Source organism: Cronobacter sp. EKM101R (assembly GCF_963888145.1).
In the GTDB taxonomy this organism is placed as follows: Bacteria; Pseudomonadota; Gammaproteobacteria; order Enterobacterales; family Enterobacteriaceae; genus Cronobacter; species Cronobacter turicensis.
Genome location: NZ_CAWPHW010000012.1, coordinates 53,335 through 76,438, shown reverse-complemented (window position 1 = coordinate 76,438; position 23,104 = coordinate 53,335). Strand labels below are relative to the sequence as shown.

Annotated in this window: 24 protein-coding genes; 10 read left to right on the top strand and 14 right to left on the bottom strand. The window is 59.9% G+C overall.

Translation table 11 applies throughout. From position 1 onward, the window contains the following. Positions 1-8: 8 nt before the first annotated feature. From nadE to cho, 3 genes are all read left to right on the top strand, one after another. The gene (gene nadE / locus AACV31_RS08975; protein ID WP_007760359.1) at positions 9-836 is read left to right on the top strand and encodes an ammonia-dependent NAD(+) synthetase; all 828 of its coding nucleotides are present in this window, start codon (positions 9-11) and stop codon (positions 834-836) included. 91 nt (positions 837-927) lie between these two features. After that, positions 928-1,818, top strand: a complete 891-nt coding sequence (gene yddG / locus AACV31_RS08970) for an aromatic amino acid DMT transporter YddG (protein WP_165153684.1) — start codon at positions 928-930, stop codon at positions 1,816-1,818. 68 nt (positions 1,819-1,886) lie between these two features. Next, on the top strand, positions 1,887-2,768 hold the full coding sequence (cho, locus tag AACV31_RS08965) for an excinuclease Cho (RefSeq protein ID WP_007760357.1): 882 nt from the start codon (positions 1,887-1,889) through the stop codon (positions 2,766-2,768). On the opposite strand, the gene ves is transcribed toward cho, so the two are convergent. The 8 genes from ves to AACV31_RS08925 form a co-directional block, all read right to left on the bottom strand. Continuing rightward, a complete protein-coding gene (gene ves, locus AACV31_RS08960; RefSeq protein ID WP_041924149.1) occupies positions 2,759-3,304 on the bottom strand; it encodes an environmental stress-induced protein Ves in 546 nt (181 codons plus the stop codon). The two genes, cho and ves, sit on opposite strands and share 10 nt — an antisense overlap. Before the next feature lie 277 nt (positions 3,305-3,581). Next, complete coding sequence (spy, locus tag AACV31_RS08955; protein WP_007760355.1) at positions 3,582-4,064, bottom strand: ATP-independent periplasmic protein-refolding chaperone Spy; 483 nt, start codon at positions 4,062-4,064, stop codon at positions 3,582-3,584. A 293-nt stretch (positions 4,065-4,357) separates the two neighbouring features. Beyond that, positions 4,358-5,323 (bottom strand): succinylglutamate desuccinylase, encoded by a 966-nt coding sequence (gene astE, locus AACV31_RS08950; protein WP_165153683.1) that lies wholly within the window; start codon positions 5,321-5,323, stop codon positions 4,358-4,360. A 9-nt stretch (positions 5,324-5,332) separates the two neighbouring features. Beyond that, complete coding sequence (astB, locus tag AACV31_RS08945; RefSeq protein WP_075199045.1) at positions 5,333-6,658, bottom strand: N-succinylarginine dihydrolase; 1,326 nt, start codon at positions 6,656-6,658, stop codon at positions 5,333-5,335. Continuing rightward, positions 6,655-8,133, bottom strand: a complete 1,479-nt coding sequence (astD, locus tag AACV31_RS08940; RefSeq protein ID WP_105596600.1) for a succinylglutamate-semialdehyde dehydrogenase — start codon at positions 8,131-8,133, stop codon at positions 6,655-6,657. Before astD ends, astB begins: the two co-directional genes overlap by 4 nt. Then, a complete protein-coding gene (astA, locus tag AACV31_RS08935) occupies positions 8,130-9,167 on the bottom strand; it encodes an arginine N-succinyltransferase (RefSeq protein WP_015740975.1) in 1,038 nt (345 codons plus the stop codon). The genes astD and astA overlap by 4 nt, the downstream gene beginning before the upstream one ends. Continuing rightward, positions 9,164-10,384: a succinylornithine/acetylornithine transaminase gene (gene astC / locus AACV31_RS08930; RefSeq protein ID WP_165153682.1), complete on the bottom strand. Its 1,221-nt coding sequence runs from the start codon at positions 10,382-10,384 to the stop codon at positions 9,164-9,166. Before astC ends, astA begins: the two co-directional genes overlap by 4 nt. Before the next feature lie 225 nt (positions 10,385-10,609). Then, positions 10,610-10,798: a hypothetical protein gene (locus AACV31_RS08925; protein WP_165153616.1), complete on the bottom strand. Its 189-nt coding sequence runs from the start codon at positions 10,796-10,798 to the stop codon at positions 10,610-10,612. Positions 10,799-10,825: 27 nt separating this feature from the next. On the opposite strand from AACV31_RS08925, the gene xthA reads away from it, so the two are divergent. Further along, a complete protein-coding gene (gene xthA, locus AACV31_RS08920) occupies positions 10,826-11,632 on the top strand; it encodes an exodeoxyribonuclease III (protein WP_007760319.1) in 807 nt (268 codons plus the stop codon). A gap of 45 nt (positions 11,633-11,677) precedes the next feature. Beyond that, positions 11,678-12,091 carry a pyrimidine (deoxy)nucleoside triphosphate diphosphatase gene (locus AACV31_RS08915; protein ID WP_075199048.1) on the top strand — a complete coding sequence of 138 codons (414 nt, stop codon included), beginning with the start codon at positions 11,678-11,680 and terminating at the stop codon, positions 12,089-12,091. Here AACV31_RS08915 and AACV31_RS08910 read toward each other — a convergent pair. From AACV31_RS08910 to AACV31_RS08895, 4 genes are all read right to left on the bottom strand, one after another. Beyond that, positions 12,051-12,332, bottom strand: a complete 282-nt coding sequence (locus AACV31_RS08910; RefSeq protein WP_007760311.1) for a DUF1496 domain-containing protein — start codon at positions 12,330-12,332, stop codon at positions 12,051-12,053. The two genes, AACV31_RS08915 and AACV31_RS08910, sit on opposite strands and share 41 nt — an antisense overlap. Before the next feature lie 102 nt (positions 12,333-12,434). After that, a complete protein-coding gene (locus tag AACV31_RS08905; RefSeq protein ID WP_108695593.1) occupies positions 12,435-14,381 on the bottom strand; it encodes a DNA topoisomerase III in 1,947 nt (648 codons plus the stop codon). A gap of 3 nt (positions 14,382-14,384) precedes the next feature. Then, positions 14,385-15,428 carry a selenide, water dikinase SelD gene (selD, locus tag AACV31_RS08900; RefSeq protein WP_165153681.1) on the bottom strand — a complete coding sequence of 348 codons (1,044 nt, stop codon included), beginning with the start codon at positions 15,426-15,428 and terminating at the stop codon, positions 14,385-14,387. A gap of 151 nt (positions 15,429-15,579) precedes the next feature. Next, positions 15,580-16,131: an NAD(P)H nitroreductase gene (locus AACV31_RS08895; protein WP_165153680.1), complete on the bottom strand. Its 552-nt coding sequence runs from the start codon at positions 16,129-16,131 to the stop codon at positions 15,580-15,582. Between the two features lie 174 nt (positions 16,132-16,305). On the opposite strand from AACV31_RS08895, the gene sppA reads away from it, so the two are divergent. The 3 genes from sppA (at position 16,306) to pncA (ending at position 19,927) form a co-directional block, all read left to right on the top strand. After that, positions 16,306-18,156 carry a signal peptide peptidase SppA gene (gene sppA, locus AACV31_RS08890; protein ID WP_015740968.1) on the top strand — a complete coding sequence of 617 codons (1,851 nt, stop codon included), beginning with the start codon at positions 16,306-16,308 and terminating at the stop codon, positions 18,154-18,156. Positions 18,157-18,257: 101 nt separating this feature from the next. After that, entirely contained in the window at positions 18,258-19,274 is a 1,017-nt protein-coding gene (gene ansA, locus AACV31_RS08885; protein ID WP_075199052.1) for an asparaginase, read from the top strand. Positions 19,275-19,285: 11 nt separating this feature from the next. After that, the gene (gene pncA / locus AACV31_RS08880) at positions 19,286-19,927 is read left to right on the top strand and encodes a bifunctional nicotinamidase/pyrazinamidase (protein ID WP_165153678.1); all 642 of its coding nucleotides are present in this window, start codon (positions 19,286-19,288) and stop codon (positions 19,925-19,927) included. 82 nt (positions 19,928-20,009) lie between these two features. Here pncA and AACV31_RS08875 read toward each other — a convergent pair whose 3' ends face one another. Both AACV31_RS08875 and msrB read right to left on the bottom strand, forming a co-directional pair. Next, positions 20,010-20,288: a YeaC family protein gene (locus AACV31_RS08875; RefSeq protein ID WP_004386623.1), complete on the bottom strand. Its 279-nt coding sequence runs from the start codon at positions 20,286-20,288 to the stop codon at positions 20,010-20,012. 40 nt (positions 20,289-20,328) lie between these two features. Further along, on the bottom strand, positions 20,329-20,742 hold the full coding sequence (gene msrB / locus AACV31_RS08870) for a peptide-methionine (R)-S-oxide reductase MsrB (RefSeq protein WP_007760286.1): 414 nt from the start codon (positions 20,740-20,742) through the stop codon (positions 20,329-20,331). 345 nt (positions 20,743-21,087) lie between these two features. Between msrB and gapA the strand changes: the two genes are divergently transcribed. Both gapA and AACV31_RS08860 read left to right on the top strand, forming a co-directional pair. Then, positions 21,088-22,083, top strand: a complete 996-nt coding sequence (gene gapA, locus AACV31_RS08865; RefSeq protein ID WP_007760285.1) for a glyceraldehyde-3-phosphate dehydrogenase — start codon at positions 21,088-21,090, stop codon at positions 22,081-22,083. Between the two features lie 75 nt (positions 22,084-22,158). After that, on the top strand, positions 22,159-23,046 hold the full coding sequence (locus AACV31_RS08860) for a D-hexose-6-phosphate mutarotase (RefSeq protein ID WP_007760284.1): 888 nt from the start codon (positions 22,159-22,161) through the stop codon (positions 23,044-23,046). Positions 23,047-23,104: the final 58 nt, after the last annotated feature.

Genomic DNA, 23,104 nt, shown 5'->3' with positions numbered 1-23,104 from the left:
AGGGGTAAATGGCATTACAACAAGAAATTATTCAGGCACTTGGTGTGAAACCGCATATCGACGCCAATGAAGAGATCCGCCGCAGCGTTGATTTCCTCAAAGCCTATCTCAAGACCTATCCGTTTCTGAAAACCCTGGTGCTCGGCATCAGCGGCGGCCAGGATTCCACGCTCGCGGGCAAACTGAGCCAGCTTGCCATCAGCGAACTGCGCGATGAAACCGGCGATCAGAGCTACCAGTTTATCGCGGTGCGCCTGCCGTTCGGCGTACAGTTTGACGAAAAAGATTGTCAGGACGCGCTGGCGTTTATTCAGCCGGATAAAGTCCTGACGGTGAACATTAAAGAAGCGGTACTGGCGAGCGAAAAAGCGCTGCGCGAAGCGGGCATTGAGCTGAGCGATTTTGTCCGCGGCAATGAAAAAGCGCGCGAGCGTATGAAAGCGCAGTACAGCATCGCCGGGATGACCAAAGGCGTGGTGGTGGGCACCGACCATGCGGCCGAAGCCGTCACCGGTTTTTACACCAAGTATGGCGATGGCGGCACCGACATTAACCCGCTGTTCCGCCTCAACAAACGTCAGGGCAAACTGCTGCTGAAAACCCTCGGCTGCCCGGAGCACCTCTATCTTAAAGTGCCGACCGCCGATCTCGAAGATGATCGCCCGTCCCTGCCGGACGAAGTGGCGCTGGGCGTCACGTATGACAACATCGATGATTATCTGGAAGGCAAACCGCTCGATGAGAAAATCAGCCAGATTATTGATGGCTGGTACGTGAAAACCGAGCACAAACGTCGCCCGCCGATCACCGTTTTCGACGACTTCTGGAAACAATAATCGCGTTGCGGCACGCTCCCCGGCCTGACCGGGGAGTATCGCCCCGTTCGTTGTTACGTTTCGCGCTATAGCCTTTTCTCACGGATGACGTATGTCTGTTTCAACGCAGCGCGCCACGCTGCCGGGCCTGCTGGCCATTCTGCTCTGGAGTACCTCTGTCGGTCTGTTTCGCAGTATCAGCGAGGCGTTCGGCCCGGTGGGCGGCGCAGCGCTGATTTATACCGTCAGTTCGCTGTGTCTGATGGTGTCGCCGGGCCTTATTCACCCTGGCCGCTTACCGCGCCGCTATCTCCTGACCGGCGGATTACTGTTCGTTGGCTATGAAATATGCCTCGCGCTGGCGATTGGGCTTGCGCACACCCGCGCGCAGTCGCTGGAGCTTGGGATGATTAACTACCTCTGGCCGAGCCTGACGGTGCTGCTGGCGGTGCTTATCAACGGCCAGCGCTGCCGCCTCTGGCTGTGGCCGGGCCTGCTGCTCGCGGTCGCAGGCGTGTTCCAGGTGCTGAAGGGCGACGGCGACTGGTCGCCCGCGCAGCTCTGGCTCAACATGCAGGATAACCCGGTTGCTTATGCGCTCGCGTTCTGCGCCGCCGTCGTCTGGGCGCTGTACTGCAACCTGACGCGCCGCTGGAGCAACGGCCAGAACGGCGTGGCGCTCTTTTTCTGCGCCACGGCCGCCGTCCTGTGGCTGCAATACTGCCTTGCGCCGCAGCCATCGATCCAAATTTCCGTTCCCGCCGTCGCGCAGCTGCTCTTTATGGGGCTTTCCACCGCCACCGCTTATGCCGCCTGGAACTACAGTATTCAGCACGGCAATATGACGCTGCTCGCCACCGCCTCTTACTTCACGCCGGTGCTCTCGGCGCTGCTGGCGAGCCTGTGGCTGGGCCTGACGCCAGGCCTGCCTTTCTGGCAGGGCGTGGCGATGGTCGTGGCAGGTTCGCTGCTCTGCTGGCTCGCCACCCGCAACCTGAACTGAAAATGACGCTTTTTCAACCACACATTCCCTGATAGACTGGATAAGTAAACAGTATTCAGGAGAGTGATGTGGTAAGGCGTACTGGCGCGCCGCGGCTGGAGTTTGAAAAAGCGGCAATTTACGAATATCCCGAACATCTGCGTCCGTGGCTTGAAGATCTGCCGAAGCACCCCGGCGTCTATGTTTTTCATGGCGAAAGCGAAACCATGCCGCTTTATATCGGCAAGAGCGTCAATATTCGCAGCCGGGTGCTGTCGCACCTGCGTACCCCGGATGAAGCCTCCATGCTGCGCCAGTCGCGGCGCATCACGTTTATCCGCACCGCGGGCGAAATCGGCGCGCTGCTGTTAGAAGCGCAAATGATCAAAGAGCAGCAGCCGCTGTTCAACAAGCGCCTGCGCCGTAACCGCCAGCTCTGTTCACTCCAGTTCAAAGGCGAAAAGCCAGAAGTGGTTTACGCGCGCGATGTCGATTTCTCGCACCAGCCGGGCCTGTATGGGCTTTTTTCGAGCCGCCGCGCAGCGCTCGGCACGCTGCAATCCATCGCCGACGAACAGCAGCTCTGCTACGGCCTGCTGGGGCTGGAGTCGGTGCGCCCTGGGCGCGCCTGTTTCCGTTCGGCGCTGAAACGCTGCGCCGGGGCCTGCTGCGGCAAAGAGCCGCTTGAGGCGCACAACGCGCGCCTGATGGACGCGCTGGAGCGGATGCGGGTTATCTGCTGGCCGTGGGACGGCCCGGTCGGGTTGCGGGAAAGCTTCGGCGAGATGACCCAGTACCATATCATCCATAACTGGTACTGGCTGGGTTCCGTGTCGTCACTGAGCGACGCGGCGACGATCTCCCGTGCGCCGCAGGGCTTTGATAACGACGGCTATCGCATTCTGTGCAAGCCGCTTATCAGCGGCGAGCATGAAATCATCGACATCGGCGCGCAGGCGCCTCAGAGATAAGTTATCTCGCTGAACAGCACCTGCCCTTCGGCTTTCAGTAGCCGAAGGGTATGACTCCCCTCCTGCCACCAGGCGCCTTGCTCTGCCGTCAGCAGTTTATCGTTAAGCTGCCAGGCGCCGCTTAAGACATAGACAATGCCGCCCCGCGCATGACCGGTCGTAAACGTGCGATCGGCGACGCGTACCTGCGCGCGGCACCGGTCGCGGCGGGTCATCAGGTTGAAATCCAGCGACATACGCCCGTCGGTCAGCTCCGCGCGCACCGGGTGCTCGCCCGCGAACGTAAACGGCTGATGACGCTTTAAGGTGTGGCGAAACGCGCCGCCGCTCAGTAGCGTGACTTCGCCGCCATCGAGTAGCGTCATCACGCGATCTACCTGCGGTACAACGTTAAAGTCGCCATTGCTGGCGAAAGAAGCAATGCTGGCGCGCCAGTTAAAATCCCGGCTTGGCGGAAAACAACAGATCTCACGGGTTTCGCCTGCGCCGTTACGCCACAGGTTCACCGGCATTTTTTTGACGTCGAAAAATTCCATCCCCACTCCTGAAAAACGCATCGTGCGCAAATCGCCGCAGACGTGCTGCGGCGAAAAATTATCGTTATACATGTTATTGCCTTGCGATCGGCACGTCAGTGGATGGCGGTCGCGACGTGTTAACGATACGCAGGCAAAAGCAGCCGCGATGCGGCAACGAGAATGATAACCAACAGAAATTACGTGGCAAGAGGGGCGAGAAAAGAAAAACCGCCGGCCCTGGCCAGCGCCATCAAAGGGCACTGGCCAAAACCGGCGGTCTTAAGCAGGGTCAGAATTATTCTGAATCTGCTGGCATTTTACCTTCCGGAGCCGGACGTTCTGTCAGACGCTTCTCAAAATTGGCATTAAACTGCTTTTTCTGCTCCGGGGTCAGTACGTTATAGATTTTGTTCTGGGTTTCGATGTGCGCCAGCATACGGGCTTTATGCTGCGCTTCCATTTTGTCGATCTGGGCCTGCGCTTTGTCTTTATCGAAGCTGTCGCTGGCAATCAGATCGTGCATCGCGCGGCGCTCTTCCAGAGACGGACGCTCAAATTTTTCGCGCTGGGCTTTACGGATGTCGCGAATTTGCTGCTTCTGCGCATCGGTCAGGTTCAGCCCCTGGAACATCATATCGTGATGCGGGCCGCGCGGACCTTTATGGTGCATCATTGGCGTGCCGTTCGCGTCAGGCGCCGGGGTCTCCGCCGCTTGTGCCAGGTTAGCTGCGCCAAGCGCCAGGGTAGAAGCAACGAAGATAGCCGTTAATTTACGCATAATGTTGTCCTTACTTTCAGTTAATTCAGCAACAGATTGTCGCCTTGACGAGATTAATTCTACGGGCAGATTCGTCAATCAGTCAGAGTCTGAGTAAAACAGTGAAAGCATAAAAAACAATAATTGTGCGATTATGGAGAAAATAAGGAAAAAGAGAGGAGAAAGATTTTAAAATATCACAACCGCTTGATTGTGAAGAGAGTGTGAGCGCAGTATAAAGGCGCGGCGCTGCAAAATAAAGCGCCCCTTCAGAATTATCCGCATTATTTTCACGGCCCGCCTGGGGCCGCCCGTTATTTTATTTCCCGGAGCATTAATCCGGCGCGTAAACCCAGCGCGACGGACGGATTCGGAAACAACACCCGCTCATCGTTCTGCGCGTAATAACGCTCATCGCCATCTTCCGCCAGCAGCGTGCCCGCGCTAAAGGCGGTGAAATTTTCGGTATCGCCCGACATATGCAACACAAAGCGCTCGCTGCGCCGGGTGATTTGCTGCGCCACTTCAAAGCGTCGCGGCGCATCCGTACCGGCAGGCGCAGTCGATCCGTCAAGCAGCGCCGCCAGCGCCCGCTGCGTTGGCGCAAACTGGCTGAGATCGTTGTGGCCGAACGGCAGCGCCTTGCCGAGTTCCAGCGTACAGCTCAGCGCCCCAAAGCGCTCGCACGAGAAGTGGGTAAAGGTGCCGCCCGGCGCGCGGTGAAAGACCAGCGCCTGGAGCCCGGCTTCGCCAAGCCAGCCGAGAAAATCCTCTGGCCACGCCGTGGTGCGCGCGGGCAGTACGCCAAAACGCGGGAAGCGTGACCCGCGAATGGCGGTATGCAGATCCAGATGCCAGCGCACCGTTTCATCGCCCGCCGCGTAAAAGGTCTCCAGCACCTGTTCGAGACGCGCGGCGCGTGCGGGTTCGACGCCCGGCGTGGCGGTCTGCCAGCGCCCGCCAAACAGACGGTTGAGATCGTAATCGATAAACCGTCGCCCGGCCCGCAACGCCGCTGGACTGCCCAGCACCACCAGCAGCCGCCAGGCGAGCGGCCGCTCACCGCACAGCAGCGGCGCCAGTAACTGCTCCAGCATCTCCACCGGCGCGGTTTCATTGCCGTGGATGCCCGCGCTGACCACCAGCGCGCCGCGCACATCTCTGGCAGGCGTCAGCTGCAAAATGCCTTCATCCAGCCACTCGATAGTCACGCCGCCGCGTTGTTGCGTGGTCAGCGCGGGCGTCTCGCCGCGCAGCGTCTGTGCAATAAAATCGTCCATGGCGTCTCCTTACTGCTGGAACGGATAGACATTGCCGAGCGAAAACAGACGCGTCAGTTCATCCAGCGCCTCGCGCCCCTCGCGCAACAACTGCGGGTCGACCAGGTCTTCCTGCGTCAACCGGTCGCGGTAATGTTTGTCGACCCACGCGTTAAGCCGCGTAAAGAGCGTGTCATTCATCATCACCGCCGGGTTCACCGCCTGGCGCTCGTCGTCGGTCAGCACCACGCGCAGCCGCAGGCAAGCCGGGCCGCCGCCGTTAGCCATACTTTCGCGCAAATCAAAAATTTTCAGCTCGCTAATCGGGTTATCCGCCGCCACGAGCGTATTCAGGTAACGCCAGACGCCTTCGTGGCGGCGCGACTCTTCCGGCAGCACCAGCACCATGGAACCGTCGTCGCGGCTCAGCAGCTGGCTGTTGAAAAGGTATGTCTCCACCGCGTCCTGCACCGAGACCTCGCCTGCGGGCACCACCAGCGGCGTAAAGCCCGGCACTTTTTCAGCCAGCGCATCGAAGAGCGCATGCTGGTGTAAAAACGCGTGTTCGTGGCAGAACAGCACCTGCCGGTTGGATACGGCAATCACATCGTTATGAAACACGCCCTGATCGATCACCGCCGGGTTTTGCTGCGCGAAGATGACGCGCTGCGGATCCACCTGATTGAGCCGCGCCACGGCCTGCGAGGCTTCCAGCGTCTGGCGCGCCGGATAACGGGCGGGCACCAGCGCCCCGCTCTCTTCGCGCCCGTAGATGAAAAGCTGCAGGCCCGGCTCGCCATAGTCGCCGCCGAGCCGGTTATGGTTAGCCGCGCCTTCGTCGCCGAACATCGCCACCTGCGGCAGCGCCGGATGGACGGCAAAACGGGATTCATCGCGGAAAATCGCCCGTAGCAGCCGTTCGGTGCCGGGCGCTTCACTGGCGCGGTGGAATTTATTGTTGAGGTTCGCCACCGTCAGGTGCACTTTGCCGTCCAGCGCGTCGGCGGAAGGACAGACCGTCGCGGCGTTCGCCACCCACATCGACGATGCGGAGCTGGCGGCGGAGAGCAGATGCGGCGCGGCGCGCCAGGCTTTCTCCAGCACCTGGTGATCGCTGCCGGTAAACCCAATCTGGCGCAGCGCCGCGAGATTCGGCCGCTCCTGCGGCGGGATCACCGCCTGCGGGAAACCGGCGTCCGCCAGCGCTTTCATCTTCGCGAGCCCCTGTTTCGCGGCAAGCTTCGGGTTCGACACCTGAAAGCGGTGCTTCGTTGACGCTTCGTTGCCGAAAGAGAGCCCGGCGTAATGGTGAGTCAGCCCCACCAGCCCGTCAAAGTTGACTTCACGTGCTTTCATGCCTGCTCCTTGCCACTGAAATCGAGGCCAGGGTTTAACGTCTGCGGCAGCGCGAAGGTCGGGCTTTCCAGCGAGGCCATCGGCCAGGCGCAGTAATCCGCCGCATACCAGGCGCTCGGGCGATGGTTGCCGGACGCCCCGACGCCGCCGAACGGCGCAGTGCTGGCCGCGCCGGTCAGCGGTTTGTTCCAGTTCACAATACCGGCGCGCGCTTCCAGCAGCAGCCGATCGAATTTTTCGCGCACCGGCGAAATCAGCCCGCAGGAGAGCCCGTAGCGGGTGGCGTTGGCAAGCGTAATGGCCTCGTCGAAATCGTCATAACGCCAGACGCCCAGCAGCGGCCCGAAGACTTCTTCATCCGGCACGCCGTCCACGCCGGTCAGCTCAACAATGCCCGGCGTGAGCAGCGAACTGCCCGCCTGCGCCAGGGCTGGCGTTAACAGCGGCTTGCCGCCCCGCGCCAGATGCCCCTGCCAGGCTTCCAGCACCCGCTCCGCCGCCTGCGCGCTGATAAGCCCGCCCATAAACGGCTGCGGCTCGGCGTCCCAGCGGTCAGGGCGCAGACGTCCGGCGATCTCCACCAGGCGCGCCAGGAAGGCGTCGCCCGCAGCACCCCGTTTAACCAGCAGGCGGCGCGCGCAGGTGCAGCGCTGTCCGGCGGTGATAAACGCCGACTGAATCGCCAGGTGCACCGCGCCGTCAATATCGTCCGGATCTTCAACAATCAGCGGGTTATTGCCGCCCATCTCCAGCGCCAGGATCTTCTCTGGCTGACCGGCGAGCTGACGGTGCAACTGATAACCGGTGCTGGCGCTGCCGGTAAACAGCAGCCCATCGAGTTCCGATTGGGCGGAGAGCGCCTGGCCGGTCGCGCGCGCGCCCTGCACCAGATTCAGCACGCCCGCAGGCAGCCCCGCCTGCTCCCAGAGTTTCACCACGGCCTCGCCGGTGTGCGGCGTCAGCTCGCTCGGTTTAAACACTAAGGTGTTGCCCGCCAGTAACGCCGGGACGATATGGCCGTTCGGCAGGTGGCCCGGGAAGTTATACGGCCCGAAGACCGCCAGCACGCCGTGCGGACGGTGGCGCAGCGTGGCCGCGCCGTCCGGCATCGGCGAGTGTTGTTCGCCGGTGCGGGTCTGGTACGCTTTGAGCGAGATGCCCACTTTATTGATCATCGCGGTCACTTCGGTGGCCGCTTCCCAGCGCGGTTTGCTGGTTTCCAGCGCGATGATCCGCGTCAGTTCGGTTTTATTCGCCTCCAGCAACGCCGCGAATTTCTCGGCGATGGCCTGACGATCGGCGAAAGGCCGTTTCGCCCAGGCCGGGAACGCCGCGCGGGCGGCGGCGCAGGCATTTATAACCTGCGCCTCGTCGGCCGCATGGCCCTGCCAGAGCAGGCCGCCGCCGACCGGATCGCGTTTTTCCAGCGCCTCGCCCTGCCCCGTTGTCCACTCACCGTTGATCCATAAACTCATACTTTTTTCTCCTCAGGGCACAGGCGCACCAGGCGTACGCGATCGCCGTGGCGACATTGCAGGGCATCCAGCGTGGCGGCATCCAAGATCAGCCTGTCGGCGTCCGGTCTGGCGCGGATCAGCATCACGCGGAAATTATCGTAGTTTTCGTTGGCGACCATACAGGCGGGCAGTTCGTCGTCGGTGACTGGCTGGCCTTCCGCGACCTCCACGAGGCGGCTTTTACGGATAGCCCGCACCCGGTCGATATCGCACTCCAGCGTCGGCCCGCCGTCGAAAATGTCGACATAATTGCGATAACGAAAGCCTTCGGCCTCCAGCACGGCGCGCGCGGGCGCCGTGTCTTTATGCACCTGGCCGATGACGGACTGCGCCTCTTCGGAAAGAAACTGGGTGTAGATGGGGTGCTTCGGCATCAGTTCGGCGATAAACGCTTTCTGCCCGGTGCCGCACAGGTAGTCGGCGCGGCTAAACTCCATAGAGAAGAAACGCTGGCCGAGGCTTTCCCAGAACGGCGAGTAGCCGTGCTCGTCAATCACCCCGCGCATCTCCGCCACCACTTTTTCATTAAAGCGTTCGCGAAACGCGGCCATAAACATAAAACGCGATTTGGAGAGCAGATAGCCGTTGCCGTTTTTACGCCAGTCAGGGTCGAGAAAGAGCGTGCAGAGTTCACTGCTGCCGGTGTGATCGTTGCTGAGAAAGAGCGTGGGCAGCGCGTTGTAGACATTCAGCTCTTTCGACGCGTGCACCAGCGTGCCGACGCGGTAGTTATACCAGGGCTCGCTGAGCCCGACGGCCACTTCGATGGCGCAGATCCCGGCGACCGTGCGGCTTTGCGTATCTTCCAATACAAAGACATAGCCCTGATCGCCTGGCGGCAGTTCGCCGCGCCAGGTTTGCAGGGATCGCTCGACGCGGGCGCTGAGCGTTTTTTCATCGACCGGCAGCGAGGTCAACCCACCGCCGGTTTTCGCGGCGAGCCGGAGCAGCGCCGGGACATCCTGATGCGCGACAGGGCGAATCACCATCATGATGCGCCCTCCTTAATCCAGTTTTCACAGGCGCGCGCCACGCGGGCGAGCCCGGTTTCAATCTCCTGATGGCTGATGTTGAGCGCAGGCGCAAAGCGCAGCACATTCGCGCCCGCAATCAGCACCATCGCGCCTTCTTTCGCGGCGGCGAGCGACATCGCCTTCGCCTTGCCCGCATATTCATCGCTCAGCACACAGCCTATCAAAAGCCCCAGGCCGCGGATCTCTTTAAACACCCCGAGGCGCTGGTTCATGGCGTTGAGTTGCTCGACAAGCGCGTCGTGACGCGCTTTGACGCCATCCAGCATCTCCGGCGTATTCACCAGATCCAGCACTTCGCCTGCGACCGCGCTCGCCAGCGGGTTGCCGCCGTAGGTGGTGCCGTGGGTGCCAACCCCCATCACCGCGGCGCAGCGCTCGGTGGTGAGCATCGCGCCAATCGGAAAGCCGCCGCCGAGCGCTTTCGCGGTGGACAGCACATCCGGCGTCACGCCGTAGTGCATGTAAGCGTAGAGGTGCCCGGTGCGGCCCACGCCGGTCTGCACTTCATCAAAAATCAGCAGCGCGTTGTGGCGATCGCACAGCTCGCGCAACCCTTGCAGGAAGGCTTTGGTGGCAGGCACCACGCCGCCCTCGCCCTGCACCGGCTCGACAATCACCGCGCAGGTGTCGTCATTAATCATCGCCGCGGCGGAATTGAGATCGTTAAACACGGCATGGTTGATTTGCGGCGGCAGCGGCGCGAAATCCTGGGAATACGCAGGCTGACCACCTGCCGAGACGGTAAACAGCGTGCGGCCGTGGAAGGCGTTTTTGAACGCCACGATGCCGCTTTTCTGCGCGCCATAGTGGTCGTGGGCATATTTGCGGGCGAGCTTCAGCGCCGCTTCGTTGGCTTCCGCGCCGGAGTTACAGAAAAAGACGCGGTCGGCGAACGTGGCGTCAATCAGGCGCTTGGCGAGGCGCAGCACCGGCTCGTTGGTATACCCGTTGCCGGTATGCCAGATTTTCGCCGCCTGGGTTTCCAGCGCCTGGCGCAGTTTCGGGTGCGCGTGACCGAGTGCGTTTACCGCGATGCCGCCTGCGAAATCGATATACTCTTTGCCTTCCTGATCCCAGAGCGTGGACCCCTCGGCCCGCACCGGAATAAACGCGGCCGGGGCATAAACGGGGATCATCCACTCATCAAAGTTCTGGCGGGTAATTGACTGCGACATAGCGACCTCGTCCGGTAAATAAAAGGTTGTTTAGTTGTTAATTAAATGTGCATTTGCGCTCTTACTGTAGATTGCACGCTTCGTGCCAGCCAGAGGAGAAAATGCATAGCGGAGAGGGGTTGGCGTTAAATCAATAGGTTACGATTCACCATTATTCACTTTTACTGCATAATAAGTGAATAAATTTATGACAAAGCGGCCTTCGCCATAAAAAAATCCGCACTTTTATGCATTGATAAAATATTGTTCTGGATTTGTGATCGTGACCGGGATTTGTCTTGAAAAAGCGCCCCTTTTCAGGGCGTCTGCGCCGTCATGGTGCACCAAAATCGGGTTTGCGCCGCTTTCAGCTATCGCCACAACCTTGCCGGGGCGGAAGACGCGCGGACGGTTTTTCTGATACCATCGCGCCACTCTTGTTCATCCAGTGTGTTCGCGACTATGAAATTCATCTCTTTTAACATCAATGGCCTGCGCGCCCGCCCTCATCAGCTTGCCGCGCTGGTGGAACAGCATCAGCCGGACGTGATCGGCCTGCAGGAAACCAAAGTCCACGACGATATGTTTCCCCTCGAAGAGGTGGCGAAACTGGGCTACAACGTGTTTTATCATGGCCAGAAAGGCCATTACGGCGTGGCGCTGCTGACCAAAGCCACGCCGGTTTCCGTGCGCCGCGGCTTTCCGGGCGACGATGAAGAAGCGCAGCGTCGTATCATCATGGCGGAAATCCCGTCCGCGATCGGCGATATCACCGTGATCAACGGTTATTTCCCGCAGGGCGAAAGCCGCGACCACGCGGTGAAATTTCCCGCCAAAGCGAAGTTCTACCAGGATTTGCAGGACTATCTTGAAACGGCGCTCAGCAACGATAAGCCGGTGCTTATTATGGGCGACATGAATATTAGCCCGGGCGATCTGGATATCGGCATCGGCGAAGAGAGCCGCAAGCGCTGGCTGCGTACCGGCAAATGTTCGTTCCTGCCGGAAGAGCGCGAATGGATGGGCCGCCTGCTGAACTGGGGGCTTAAAGATACGTTCCGCCACGCTAACCCGGACATCACTGACCGCTACTCCTGGTTCGACTACCGCTCGAAAGGCTTTGACGATAATCGCGGCCTGCGCATCGATCTTCTGCTGGCGAGCGACCCGCTGATGGCGCGCCTGGTGGAAACCGGTATCGATTATGATATCCGCGCCATGGAAAAACCGTCCGATCACGCGCCGGTCTGGGCGACCTTCTCGCTGTAATTCATGCGGCTCCTCCTGCGGGAGGAGCCCTTCGGAAAACTCACTATGCAAATCATTGATGTCGTGGCGGCGATCATCGTGCGCGAGGGTCGTCTGCTGCTGGCGCAGCGCTCACCTGCAGGCGATCAGCCGGGGCTGTGGGAATTTCCCGGCGGCAAAGTTGAGCCGGGCGAAAGCCAGCCTGCGGCGCTGGCGCGTGAGTTGTGTGAAGAACTGGCGATACGCGCGCGTATCGGCGCGTATGTGGCAAGCCACACGCGCGAGGTCTCCGGGCGGGTGATTTGCTTACATGCGTGGCGGGTGGACGATTTTGACGGCGAGCCGCAGGCGCTGTGCCACAGCGCGTTCGTCTGGTGTGAACCGCGCGAGGCGTTCGGCTATGCGCTCGCCCCGGCGGATATTCCGTTGCTGGAGGCGTTTATGTCCGCACGCGACGCCACACCAGCGGGTTCGTGCTGAGGGTTTTCTCGTCGCGCTGACACTGCAACAGCACGCCATCGGCTTTGATAACCGCCCCTTCGGAGTAGTTCTGATCCTGATAGACGCAGCACTGAATGCACTGTTGCTGCGAGCGCTGGCCGCCGGTATTAAACACCTCTTCCGGCACGTTGACCTGCACATCCGGGCGCAGCCTGTCGGCGCCCGCCGGCAGGGTCGCCAGCAGCGCCAGCGCCGCCAGTAAGCTCTTTTTCACTGACACCCCGTTTCCCCTCTCGTTATGTGATCCTGATTTCACTATAGCGCGTCGCGCGCTCGTGTAGACAGTATCGGCGCATCCGGCCCGGAGTTTAGCGCGACGGAATTACTCCGTCGCCGGTTGCGCGCCGCTGCGTTTGCGGGCGGCAGGCTTTTTGCCGCCCTTGCCCGCGCGGCGTTTTTGCGCCTGCTGGGGCGCCACCAGACCGCGGAACTGACGCACCGGGGCGCTACGCGCCTGGTCAATCAGCGTGTAGAGCGTGTGCACCAGCGGCTGCATGAAATCCTGATAGCGGCACTGCTTCTCACTGATTTGCGTCAGCGTCGACTCCCACTGCGCGGTCATGTCCGGACGCGCGGCAAGCTCCGGCAGTGCGTGGATCAACGCTTTTCCGGCAGGTGTCGAGTGGATATAGCGCCCCTGCTTTTCAAGAAAACCACGCTTAAACAGCAGTTCGATAATCCCTGCGCGGGTCGCTTCCGTACCAAGCCCGTCGGTGGCGCGCAGGATTTTTTTCAAATCTTTATCCTGCACGAAGCGCGCGATGCCGGTCATGGCCGAGAGTAGCGTGGCGTCGGTGAAATGGCGCGGCGGTTGGGTCTGACGTTCGACCACTTCACCCCGTTCGCAATGCAGTTCGTCGCCCTTTGCGACCACCGGCAGCGGCGTGCCGTCATTCTCTTCGTCGCGCTCTTTCGCGCCGAGCAGCGTGCGCCAGCCCGCCTCAGCCAGAAAGCGCGCTTTGGCGATGAATTTGCCGCCCGCGATGTCAAGCTCAATGACGCATTTGCGAAACTGCGCGTCCTGACAGAACTGCATCAGGTACTGACGGGCGATAAGCCCGTAAATTTTCGCTTCGCCGTCAGAGAGCGACGCAGGCGCGCTGCGCGCCGTCGGGATGATGGCGTGGTGGGCGTCCACTTTTTTGTCGTCCCAGCAGCGGTTGCGACGCTCGGGATCGACCGCGGGCTGCGGCAGCAGATCCGGCGCATGCACGCCTATCGCTTTCAGCACCGCATGGCGGCCCGCGAAGTGCTCCTCCGGCAGGTAGCGGCAGTCGGAGCGCGGATAGGTGATAAGCTTGTGGGTTTCGTACAGCTTCTGGCAGATATCCAGCACCGCCTGCGCGCTCAGGTTAAAGCGTTTTGAGGCCTCGATTTGCAGCGTCGAGAGCGAGAACGGCAGCGGCGCGGCTTCGCCTTCGCGTTTGTCGTTGTAGCTGGTGACACGCGCAGGCTGCCCTTCGATACGCTTAACGACATGCTCCGCCAGCGCCCGGTTCAGAAGCCGCCCCTCTTCATCCTGATACGGTTCGCAGGCCTCGCTCGGCTGCCAGAGCGCGGTGAAGCGCTCCTGCGCGGGCGTGATGATGTGCGCTTTGACTTCAAAGAAATCTTTGGCGACGAAGTGTTCTATCTCTTCGTCGCGCCGTACCACCAGCCCCAGCACAGGCGTCTGGACGCGGCCCACCGAGAGCACGCCCTGGTAGCCCGCGTTCTGCCCGAGCAGCGTATAGGCGCGCGTCATGTTAATGCCGTAAAGCCAGTCGGCGCGGGCGCGGGCGAGCGCCGAGGTGCTGAGCGGGACAAACTCGCGGTTCTCGCGCAGCTTGTCGATGGCGCGCTCCACCGCCTGCGGGTTGAGATCGTTAATCAGGCAGCGGCGCACCTGCTGGCGCTTTTCCGCGGGCAGTTGCAGGTAGTCGAGCACTTCGTCCACCAGCAGTTGCCCTTCGCGATCCGGGTCGCCCGCATGCACTATCTCCTGCGCCTCGCGCAGCAGCTTTTTAATCACATTGAGCTGCTTTGCGACCGACGGTTTCGGCTGAAGCTGCCACTTTTCCGGCACGATGGGTAAGTCGGCGAGATTCCAGCGGCCATAGCGGCTGTCATAGGCGTCCGGCTGCGCCTGCTCCAGCAGATGCCCGACGCACCAGGTGACCACCTGGCCGTTCCCGCACTCAATAAACCCGTCGCCCCGGCGGTGCGGCTTAGGCAACACGTCGGCGATGGCACGCCCCAGGCTGGGCTTTTCGGCAATAAACAACCGCATCGATTAGCGAATCTCCACCATCGGGCGGCCGCCGCGCGCGGTTTTCAGCTCGCCGATGGCGCTAAGCGTGATGCCATGCTCCGCCGCCACAGCCTGCACCTGCGCCTCAGATTGCGGATCGACCGCCAGCAGCAGGCCGCCGGAGGTTTGCGGATCGCACAGCAGGCTGCGCCAGGCGTCCGGCATGTCGCCCATAAGATGGCCGTAGCTCGCAAAGTTACGGCTGGTGCCGCCCGGCACCGCGCCCTGCGCGATGTACTCCTCCACGCCCGGCAGTTTCGGCACGGCCTCATACCAGAGCTCCGCCTGCAGGCCCGCGCCCTGGCACACTTCGCTGAGATGGCCCAGCAGCCCGAAGCCGGTGACGTCTGTCATCGCCCGCACGCCGTCGATCTCTGCGAACTCAGCGCCCGCTTTATTCATGATGCACATCACTTCCGTCGCAAGACCCTGATGCTCAGGGCGCAGCAGCGATTTTTTCTCGGCCGTGGTCAGCACGCCGATACCCAGCGGTTTGGTGAGAAAGAGTTTGCAGCCCGCCTCGGCGGTGCTGTTTTTCTTCACGCGCTCGGTCGGCACCACGCCGGTGACGGCGAGACCGAAAATCGGCTCCGGCGCGTCGATGGAGTGGCCGCCCGCCAGCGCAATGCCCGCCTGCTGACACGCAAAGCGCCCGCCTTCCACGACCTCGCGCGCGATTTCCGGCGCAAGCGTGTTAACCGGCCAGCCGAGAATGGCGATCGCCATAATAGGTTTACCGCCCATCGCGTAGATATCGCTGATGGCGTTGGTGGCGGCGATGCGGCCAAAGTCGAACGGGTTGTCCACGATGGGCATGAAGAAATCCGTGGTGCTGATAACGCTCGTGCCGTTGCCCAGGTCGTACACCGCCGCATCGTCGCGCGTTTCGTTGCCGACAAGCAGGTTGGGGTCGATAAACTTCGCCTGATCGCTGTGCAGGATGGTTTCCAGCACTTTCGGGGAAATTTTACAACCGCAACCTGCTCCGTGGCTGTACTGGGTCAGACGAATCGCTTGCTCACTCATGGACCGCTCCTTGTTTGGTCAGAATCAGGTGATCGTTATCATTCGATAAATAAAGCGCGCTTATGGTAGCGCCAGAAAGACGGGGTGGTAAGTATGGCTGTCTGAATTGCGCCGCTTTTGCTCACAATCCAGACAGTTTTGCGCGTGGGGTTCAGAAATGACGCACGAAGGGGGCGGTGTCCGGCAGATTAATGGTGGTGGACGCCTTCAGTTGCGGCGTGCCGAGGTAGAGAAAACCGACAATTTGATCCTGCTCGCGGCACTCAAACGCCTCGCGCACCAGGTTGTTGTCAGTGAACGGGCCGCTGCGCCAGATGCCGTTAAAGCCCTGGGCGAGCGCTGCCATCTGCATCGCCATGACCGCGCAACCGGCGCTGACCACCTGCTCCCAGTGCGGCACTTTGTGGTGCGCTTCGCAGTGGGCGGCCACGGTGATAATCAGCGGCGCGCGAAACGGCGCGTTGCGGGCTTTGTCGATAGCCTTTTCATCCTGACCGTCGGCAATGGCGGCTTTCTCCAGCAGCGCGCTGAAGCGCTCACGCCCTTCCCCTTCGATGACAAAGAAACGCCACGGCTGTAGCGTACCGTGATCCGGCGCGCGCAGACCCGCCCGCAGAATGTTTTCCAGCGCGTCGCCCGTTGGCGCAGGCTCAGCGAGACGTGAGGCGCTGCGGCGGTTGACCAGCATATCTAATGCATCCATCTCAACTCTCCTTTGATGATTTTTACCCATAAAATTAACACAGCGGTATGTTTTGTTACACCCTGCCCGCGTTTCCTGCTGACAAGCCCGCCCGTGGTATTTACACTTTGTCGGCGTCCCGCCTGTAGCGGGAGGTTACGGGGTTCCCCGTTATTCACGGATTAGGGAGAGTAAATGCGTACCCTTTGGCGAATTATTGCCGGATTCTTTAAGTGGACCTGGCGCCTGCTCAATATCATCAGAGAGCTGGTGATGAATCTGCTGTTTCTGCTGCTGGTGCTGGTGTGCGTCGGCGTCTGGATGCAGTTTAACAGCGGCCCGTCTGAACCTGCGCGCGGCGCGCTGCTGCTTGATATCAGCGGCGTGGTGGTGGATAAACCGTCGGTCAATAATAAGCTTGGCGCGCTGGGCCGTCAGCTCTTTGGCGCAAGCTCCGACCGTTTACAGGAAAATTCGCTGTTTGATATCGTCAACGCGATTCGCCAGGCGAAAGACGACCGCAATATCACGGGTATCGTGCTGGATCTGAAAGATTTCGCCGGCGCCGATCAGCCTTCAATGCAGTATATCGGCAAGGCGCTGCGCGAATTCCGCGACGCCGGTAAGCCGGTGTACGCCATCGGTGAAAGCTACAGCCAGGGCCAGTATTACCTCGCAAGCTTCGCCAACAAGATTTGGCTCTCGCCGCAGGGCACCGTCGATCTGCACGGTTTCGCGACTAATGGCCTCTACTACAAATCGCTGCTCGATAAACTCAAAGTGACCACCCATGTGTTCCGCGTCGGCACCTATAAGTCCGCCGTTGAGCCGTTTATCCGCGACGATATGTCACCGGAAGCCCGCGAGGCCGACAGCCGCTGGATTGGCGAGCTGTGGCAGAACTACCTCGGCACGCTCGCGGCCAACCGCCAGGTGCCAGCCAGCCAGATCTTCCCTGGCGCGCAGGCGATGATCGCAGGCCTCGAAGCGGCAGGCGGCGATACGGCGAAATATGCGCTCGACAATAAGCTCGTGGATGAGCTGGCGAGCAGCGCGACTATCGATAAAGCGCTGGTGAAACAGTTCGGCTGGAGCGACAAGGATAAAGATTTCCGCGCCGTCAGCATTTACGACTACCCGGTGAACAAACCGTCTGAACAGGGCGAGAGCATCGCCGTGGTGTTCGCTAACGGGGCCATCATGGATGGCGAAGAGACGCCGGGCAACGTCGGCGGCGATACCACCGCCGCGCAGATCCGCGATGCGCGTCTGGATCCGAAAGTGAAAGCCATTGTGCTGCGGGTGAACAGCCCCGGCGGCAGCGTGACCGCTTCTGAAACTATTCGTCAGGAGCTGGCGGCGGCGAAAGAAGCAGGCAAACCGATCGTGGTTTCCATGGGCGGCATGGCGGCGTCCGGCGGTTACTGGATCTCCACGCCGGCCAGTTATATCGTGGCGAACCCGAGCACGCTGACCGGCTCCATCGGCATCTTTGGCGTTATCAACACGGTGGAAAACAGCCTCGATTCCATTGGCGTGCATACCGACGGTGTCGCGACCTCGCCGCTTGCGGATGTGTCGGTCACCAAAGCGCTGCCGCCTGAAGTGCAGAAGCTGATGCAGTTAACCATCGAAAACGGTTATCAGCGCTTTATCGGCCTGGTAGCGCAGTCGCGTCACAAGACGCCGCAACAGATAGACCAGATTGCGCAGGGTCACGTCTGGACGGGTGAAGACGCGAAGCAAAACGGCCTGGTGGACAGCCTCGGCGATTTCGACGACGCCGTGAAAAAAGCCGCTGAGCTGGCGAAGCTGAAAACCTGGCATCTCGATTTCTATCAGGATGAGCCGGGCTTTGTGGATATGGTGCTGGCGAATCTGACCGGTTCGGTGCACGCGATGCTGCCGCAGGCGCTTCAGGCCTGGTTGCCTGCGCCGGTGGCCGACGCGGCGCTGGCGGCCAAAAAGGAAGGCGATAAGCTCGCCGCCTTTAACGATCCGCAGAACCGTTACGCCTTCTGCCTGACCTGCGGCGACGTGCGCTAACGCGCCTGCGTCGATCCTGTCACAGCCCGGCCAGCGCCGGGCTGATTTTTTTGCGCAGCGCCTCTATACTGCGCGGGTTTATGCACAACGAAAGCTAACCTATGCAAAAGAAATCGATCTACGTTGCCTATACCGGCGGCACCATCGGTATGCAACGCTCCGAACACGGCTATATTCCCGTTTCCGGCCATCTCCAGCAGCAGCTCGCGCAAATGCCGGAATTCCACCGCCCTGAAATGCCGGATTTCACCATCCATGAATATGCGCCCCTGATGGACTCCTCCGATATGACGCCGCAGGACTGGCAGCATATCGCCGAAGACATCAAAGCCCATTACGATGAGTATGACGGGTTTGTGATCCTGCACGGCACCGATACGATGGCGTTCACGGCCTCGGCGCTGTCGTTTATGCTCGAGAATCTTAGCAAACCGGTTATCGTGACCGGCTCGCAGATCCCGCTCGCGGAGCTGCGCTCCGACGGGCAGATCAACCTGCTGAATTCGCTCTACGTGGCGGCGAACTATCCGATTAGCGAAGTGACGCTGTTCTTCAATAACCGGCTCTATCGCGGCAACCGCACCACCAAAGCCCATGCCGACGGCTTTGACGCTTTCGCCTCCCCTAACCTGCCGCCGCTGCTGGAAGCGGGCATTCATATTCGTCGCCTGAATACGCCGCCCGCGCCGCACGGCCACGGCGAGCTGCGCGTGCATACGATTACGCCGCAGCCTATCGGCGTGGTGACCATTTATCCGGGGATCTCCGCCGACGTGGTGCGTAACTTCTTACGCCAGCCGGTGCGGGCGCTGATCCTGCGCTCTTACGGCGTCGGCAACGCGCCGCAGCATGGGGAATTCCTGAAAGAGTTGCAGGAAGCGTGCTCGCGCGGGATTGTGGTGGTCAACCTGACGCAGTGTATGTCCGGTAAAGTAAACATGGGCGGCTACGCCACCGGTAACGCGCTGGCCCATGCGGGCGTCATCAGCGGCTTTGACATGACCGTCGAGGCCACGCTGACCAAACTGCATTATCTGTTAAGCCAGGGGCTGGAGCCGCAGGCGATCCGCGAGGCGATGATGCGTAACCTGCGCGGCGAACTGACCCCGGACGACTAAAGGAGCACGATATGAACTCACGCGCCCTGCTGCTGGTGGATCTGCAAAATGATTTTTGCGCCGGCGGCGCGCTGGCGGTCGCGGAAGGCGACAGCACGGTGGATATTGCGAACGCGATGATTGCATGGTGTCAGAGCCGCGGCGAGCCGGTGGTGGCAAGCCAGGACTGGCATCCGGCCAATCATGGCAGCTTTGCTTCTGTTCAGCACACCGAGCCGTTCACGCAAGGCACGCTCGACGGCCTGCCGCAAACCTGGTGGCCCGATCACTGCATTCAGGAAAGCGACGGCGCGGCGCTCCATCCGCTGCTGAACCAGAGCGCCATCGAACAGCGGTTTTATAAAGGCGAAAACCCGGCTATCGACAGCTACAGCGCGTTTTTCGATAACGGGCATCGTCAGAAAACCGCGCTCGACGCGTGGCTGCGTGAGCGCGGCGTCAACGAATTAATCGTGATGGGTCTGGCCACCGACTATTGCGTGAAATACACGGTGCTCGACGCGGTAAGTCTTGGGTATAGGGTGAATGTGATAACCGACGGCTGCCGTGGCGTTAACCTGACGCCGCAGGCCAGTATGCTGGCATTTCAGGAGATGGCGGCGAGCGGCGCCACGCTTTATACGCTCGATGACTGGCGCGAAACGCAGCCGTAAGCTTCTGCAGACCCAGGTTGCATCATAAAAAAAGGCCGCTGAGCAATCCGCGGCCTTTTTGATGGCTTCAGCAAACGTCAGCTCACTCCGGCTTGAGCGTGGCGATAGGCTGCTGATTGATGCCGAACTCCGCCTTGAGCTGCTGCTTGCTTTTCATCACCAGCTGACCGTCAGTGCCGATCGTCATGTGCTGCGGATTGGTGTTATGACGCATCTGCCAGAGCATCACCAGCTGCAGGCTGTTTTCTTTCTGCTCGGGCGTGAGCGCCACGCCGTCGGGCCATTTCCCGAGCTCAACGGCCGTCGCAAGACGCTCGTAAACCTCCGGCGTCATGCTGCTGATCAGGTCTTCCAGGTTCATAAAATCACGCTCCAGTGGAATAATTTGCTGAATCGATTCTTCAGCCTTTGATTTGCTCGCCGTTATCGTCATCGGTAAAGCTGAGCGAGGCCGAATTGACGCAGTAGCGCTCGCCGGTCGGCTGCGGGCCGTCCGGGAAGACGTGGCCCAGGTGCGCATCGCAGCTGCCGCAGCGGATCTCAATGCGCTGCATGCCGTGCGAGTAATCGTTGATATAACGAATCGAGTCTTCGCTTACCGGCTCGTAAAAGCTGGGCCAGCCGCAGCCGGAATCATACTTGGTTGCGGAGTTGAACAGCGCCGCATCGCACACCAGGCAGCGGTAGACGCCATCACGCTTATTATGCAGCAGACGCCCGGTATACGGCGGTTCCGTACCGTGATTCTGGGTGACGTAGAACTGCATTTCCGTCAGGGTATTTTTCAGGTCGTCATGGGAGTTTTGATTGGCCATAAGGTGACATCTCGGCAAGGTTTAAGCAGTTACATTACCTGTAATATTCTAACAAAACATTAACAGTAAGGCGTACACTTTTGGTCTAAACTTAGCACTGAAAATGCAGCGAACAGGCAAATGTGATTCACATCACACTTTTGTTTTCGACGCCCTTTTAAATTCCTCTCAGCGTCCCCATATGGACCTGAGCCCAAAAGGAAGAGTGAGGTGAGTCAGTCGTGCAAAGCTTGTCCAGAGGATTGATTTGTCGCAATGATTGACACGATTCCGCTTGACGCTGCGTAAGGTTTTTGTAATTTTACAGCCAACCTTTTATTCACTAACAAATAGCTGGTGGAATATATGACTATCAAAGTAGGTATCAACGGTTTTGGCCGTATCGGTCGCATTGTTTTCCGTGCTGCTCAGAAACGTTCTGACATCGAGATCGTTGCAATCAACGACCTGTTAGACGCTGAGTACATGGCCTACATGCTGAAGTATGACTCTACTCACGGTCGTTTCGACGGTTCCGTTGAAGTTAAAGACGGTCATCTGATCGTTAACGGTAAAAAAATCCGCGTTACCGCTGAAAAAGACCCGGCTAACCTGAAGTGGGACGAAGTGGGCGTGGACGTGGTTGCTGAAGCGACCGGTATCTTCCTGACCGACGAAACCGCACGTAAACACATCACCGCTGGCGCGAAAAAAGTTGTTCTGACTGGCCCGTCCAAAGACAACACCCCGATGTTCGTTCGTGGCGCTAACTTTGATAAATATGAAGGCCAGGACATCGTTTCCAACGCATCCTGCACCACCAACTGCCTGGCACCGCTGGCGAAAGTTATCAACGACAACTTCGGCATCATCGAAGGTCTGATGACTACCGTTCACGCGACCACCGCTACCCAGAAAACCGTTGACGGCCCGTCTCACAAAGACTGGCGCGGCGGCCGTGGCGCAGCTCAGAACATCATCCCGTCCTCTACCGGCGCTGCTAAAGCAGTAGGTAAAGTACTGCCGGAACTGAACGGCAAACTGACTGGTATGGCGTTCCGCGTTCCGACCCCGAACGTGTCTGTCGTTGACCTGACCGTTCGTCTGGAAAAAGCAGCGACCTACGAGCAGATCAAAGACGCCATCAAGAAAGCCGCTGAAGGCGAAATGAAAGGCGTTCTGGGTTACACCGAAGATGACGTGGTTTCCACCGACTTCAACGGCGAAGTGTGCACTTCCGTGTTCGATGCTAAAGCAGGTATCGCACTGAACGACAACTTCGTGAAACTGGTTTCCTGGTACGACAACGAAACCGGCTACTCCAACAAAGTACTGGACCTGATCGCTCACATCTCCAAATAAGCGAGATGAGATTCTGATCCTAAGGGCGACTTCGGTCGCCCTTTTTATTGGCTTTAAGACAGAGGATTGCCAGAAATGATCAAGACGATTTTTGCCTTGCCGGTGTCTGAACAGTTAACGCCTTATCTCTCCCGTCGTCAGCATGACGAGCTGGACGTTATCGTTATCGACCATCCGCAGGTTCGCGCCGCCGTGGCGCTGCAGGGCGCGCATCTGCTGTGCTGGAAACCGGCTGGCGAAGAAGAAGTGTTATGGCTGAGCGCCAATACGCCGTTTAAGAAAGGCGTCGCGCTGCGCGGCGGCGTACCGATTTGCTGGCCGTGGTTTGGCCCGTCGGCGCAAAAAGAGCTCCCTTCGCACGGTTTCGCCCGCAATCTGCCGTGGAATCTGAGCGCGCACAATGAAGATGACAACGGCGTGGTGCTGACGTTTGAACTGCACGCCAGTGACGCGAGCCGCCAGTACTGGCCGCACGATTTTACGCTCTACGCCCGCTATAAGCTCGGCAAAACCTGCGAAATGGAACTGGAAGCGCACGGTGAATTTGAAACCACCTCCGCGCTGCACTCCTATTTCAACGTCGGCGACATCGCAGAAGTCAAAGTGAGCGGGCTTGGCGAGTCGTACATCGATAAAGTCAGCGGCGGCGATCAAGGCAAGCTGGAAGATGGCGTGCAGACGTTCCCGGATCGTACCGACCGCGTTTACCTGAACCCGGAAGGGTGCAGCCTGATCCACGACGGCGCGCTTAACCGCACCCTTGAAGTGGTTCACCATCACAACAGCAACGTGGTGGGCTGGAACCCGGGCCCGGCGCTCTCGGTCAGCATGGGCGATATGCCGGACGACGGCTACAAAACCTTCGTCTGCGTGGAAACGGCCTGCGTGACTAAACCGCAGCAGACGCGTGAAGATAAACCGTCGCGCCTTTCTCAGACGCTGCGCGTGATTAAGCAAGCCTGATGACAGACGGCCTCGCTCTCGCGGGGCCGTTTTTTGCCCGCCCCTTTTCTTCCTTACT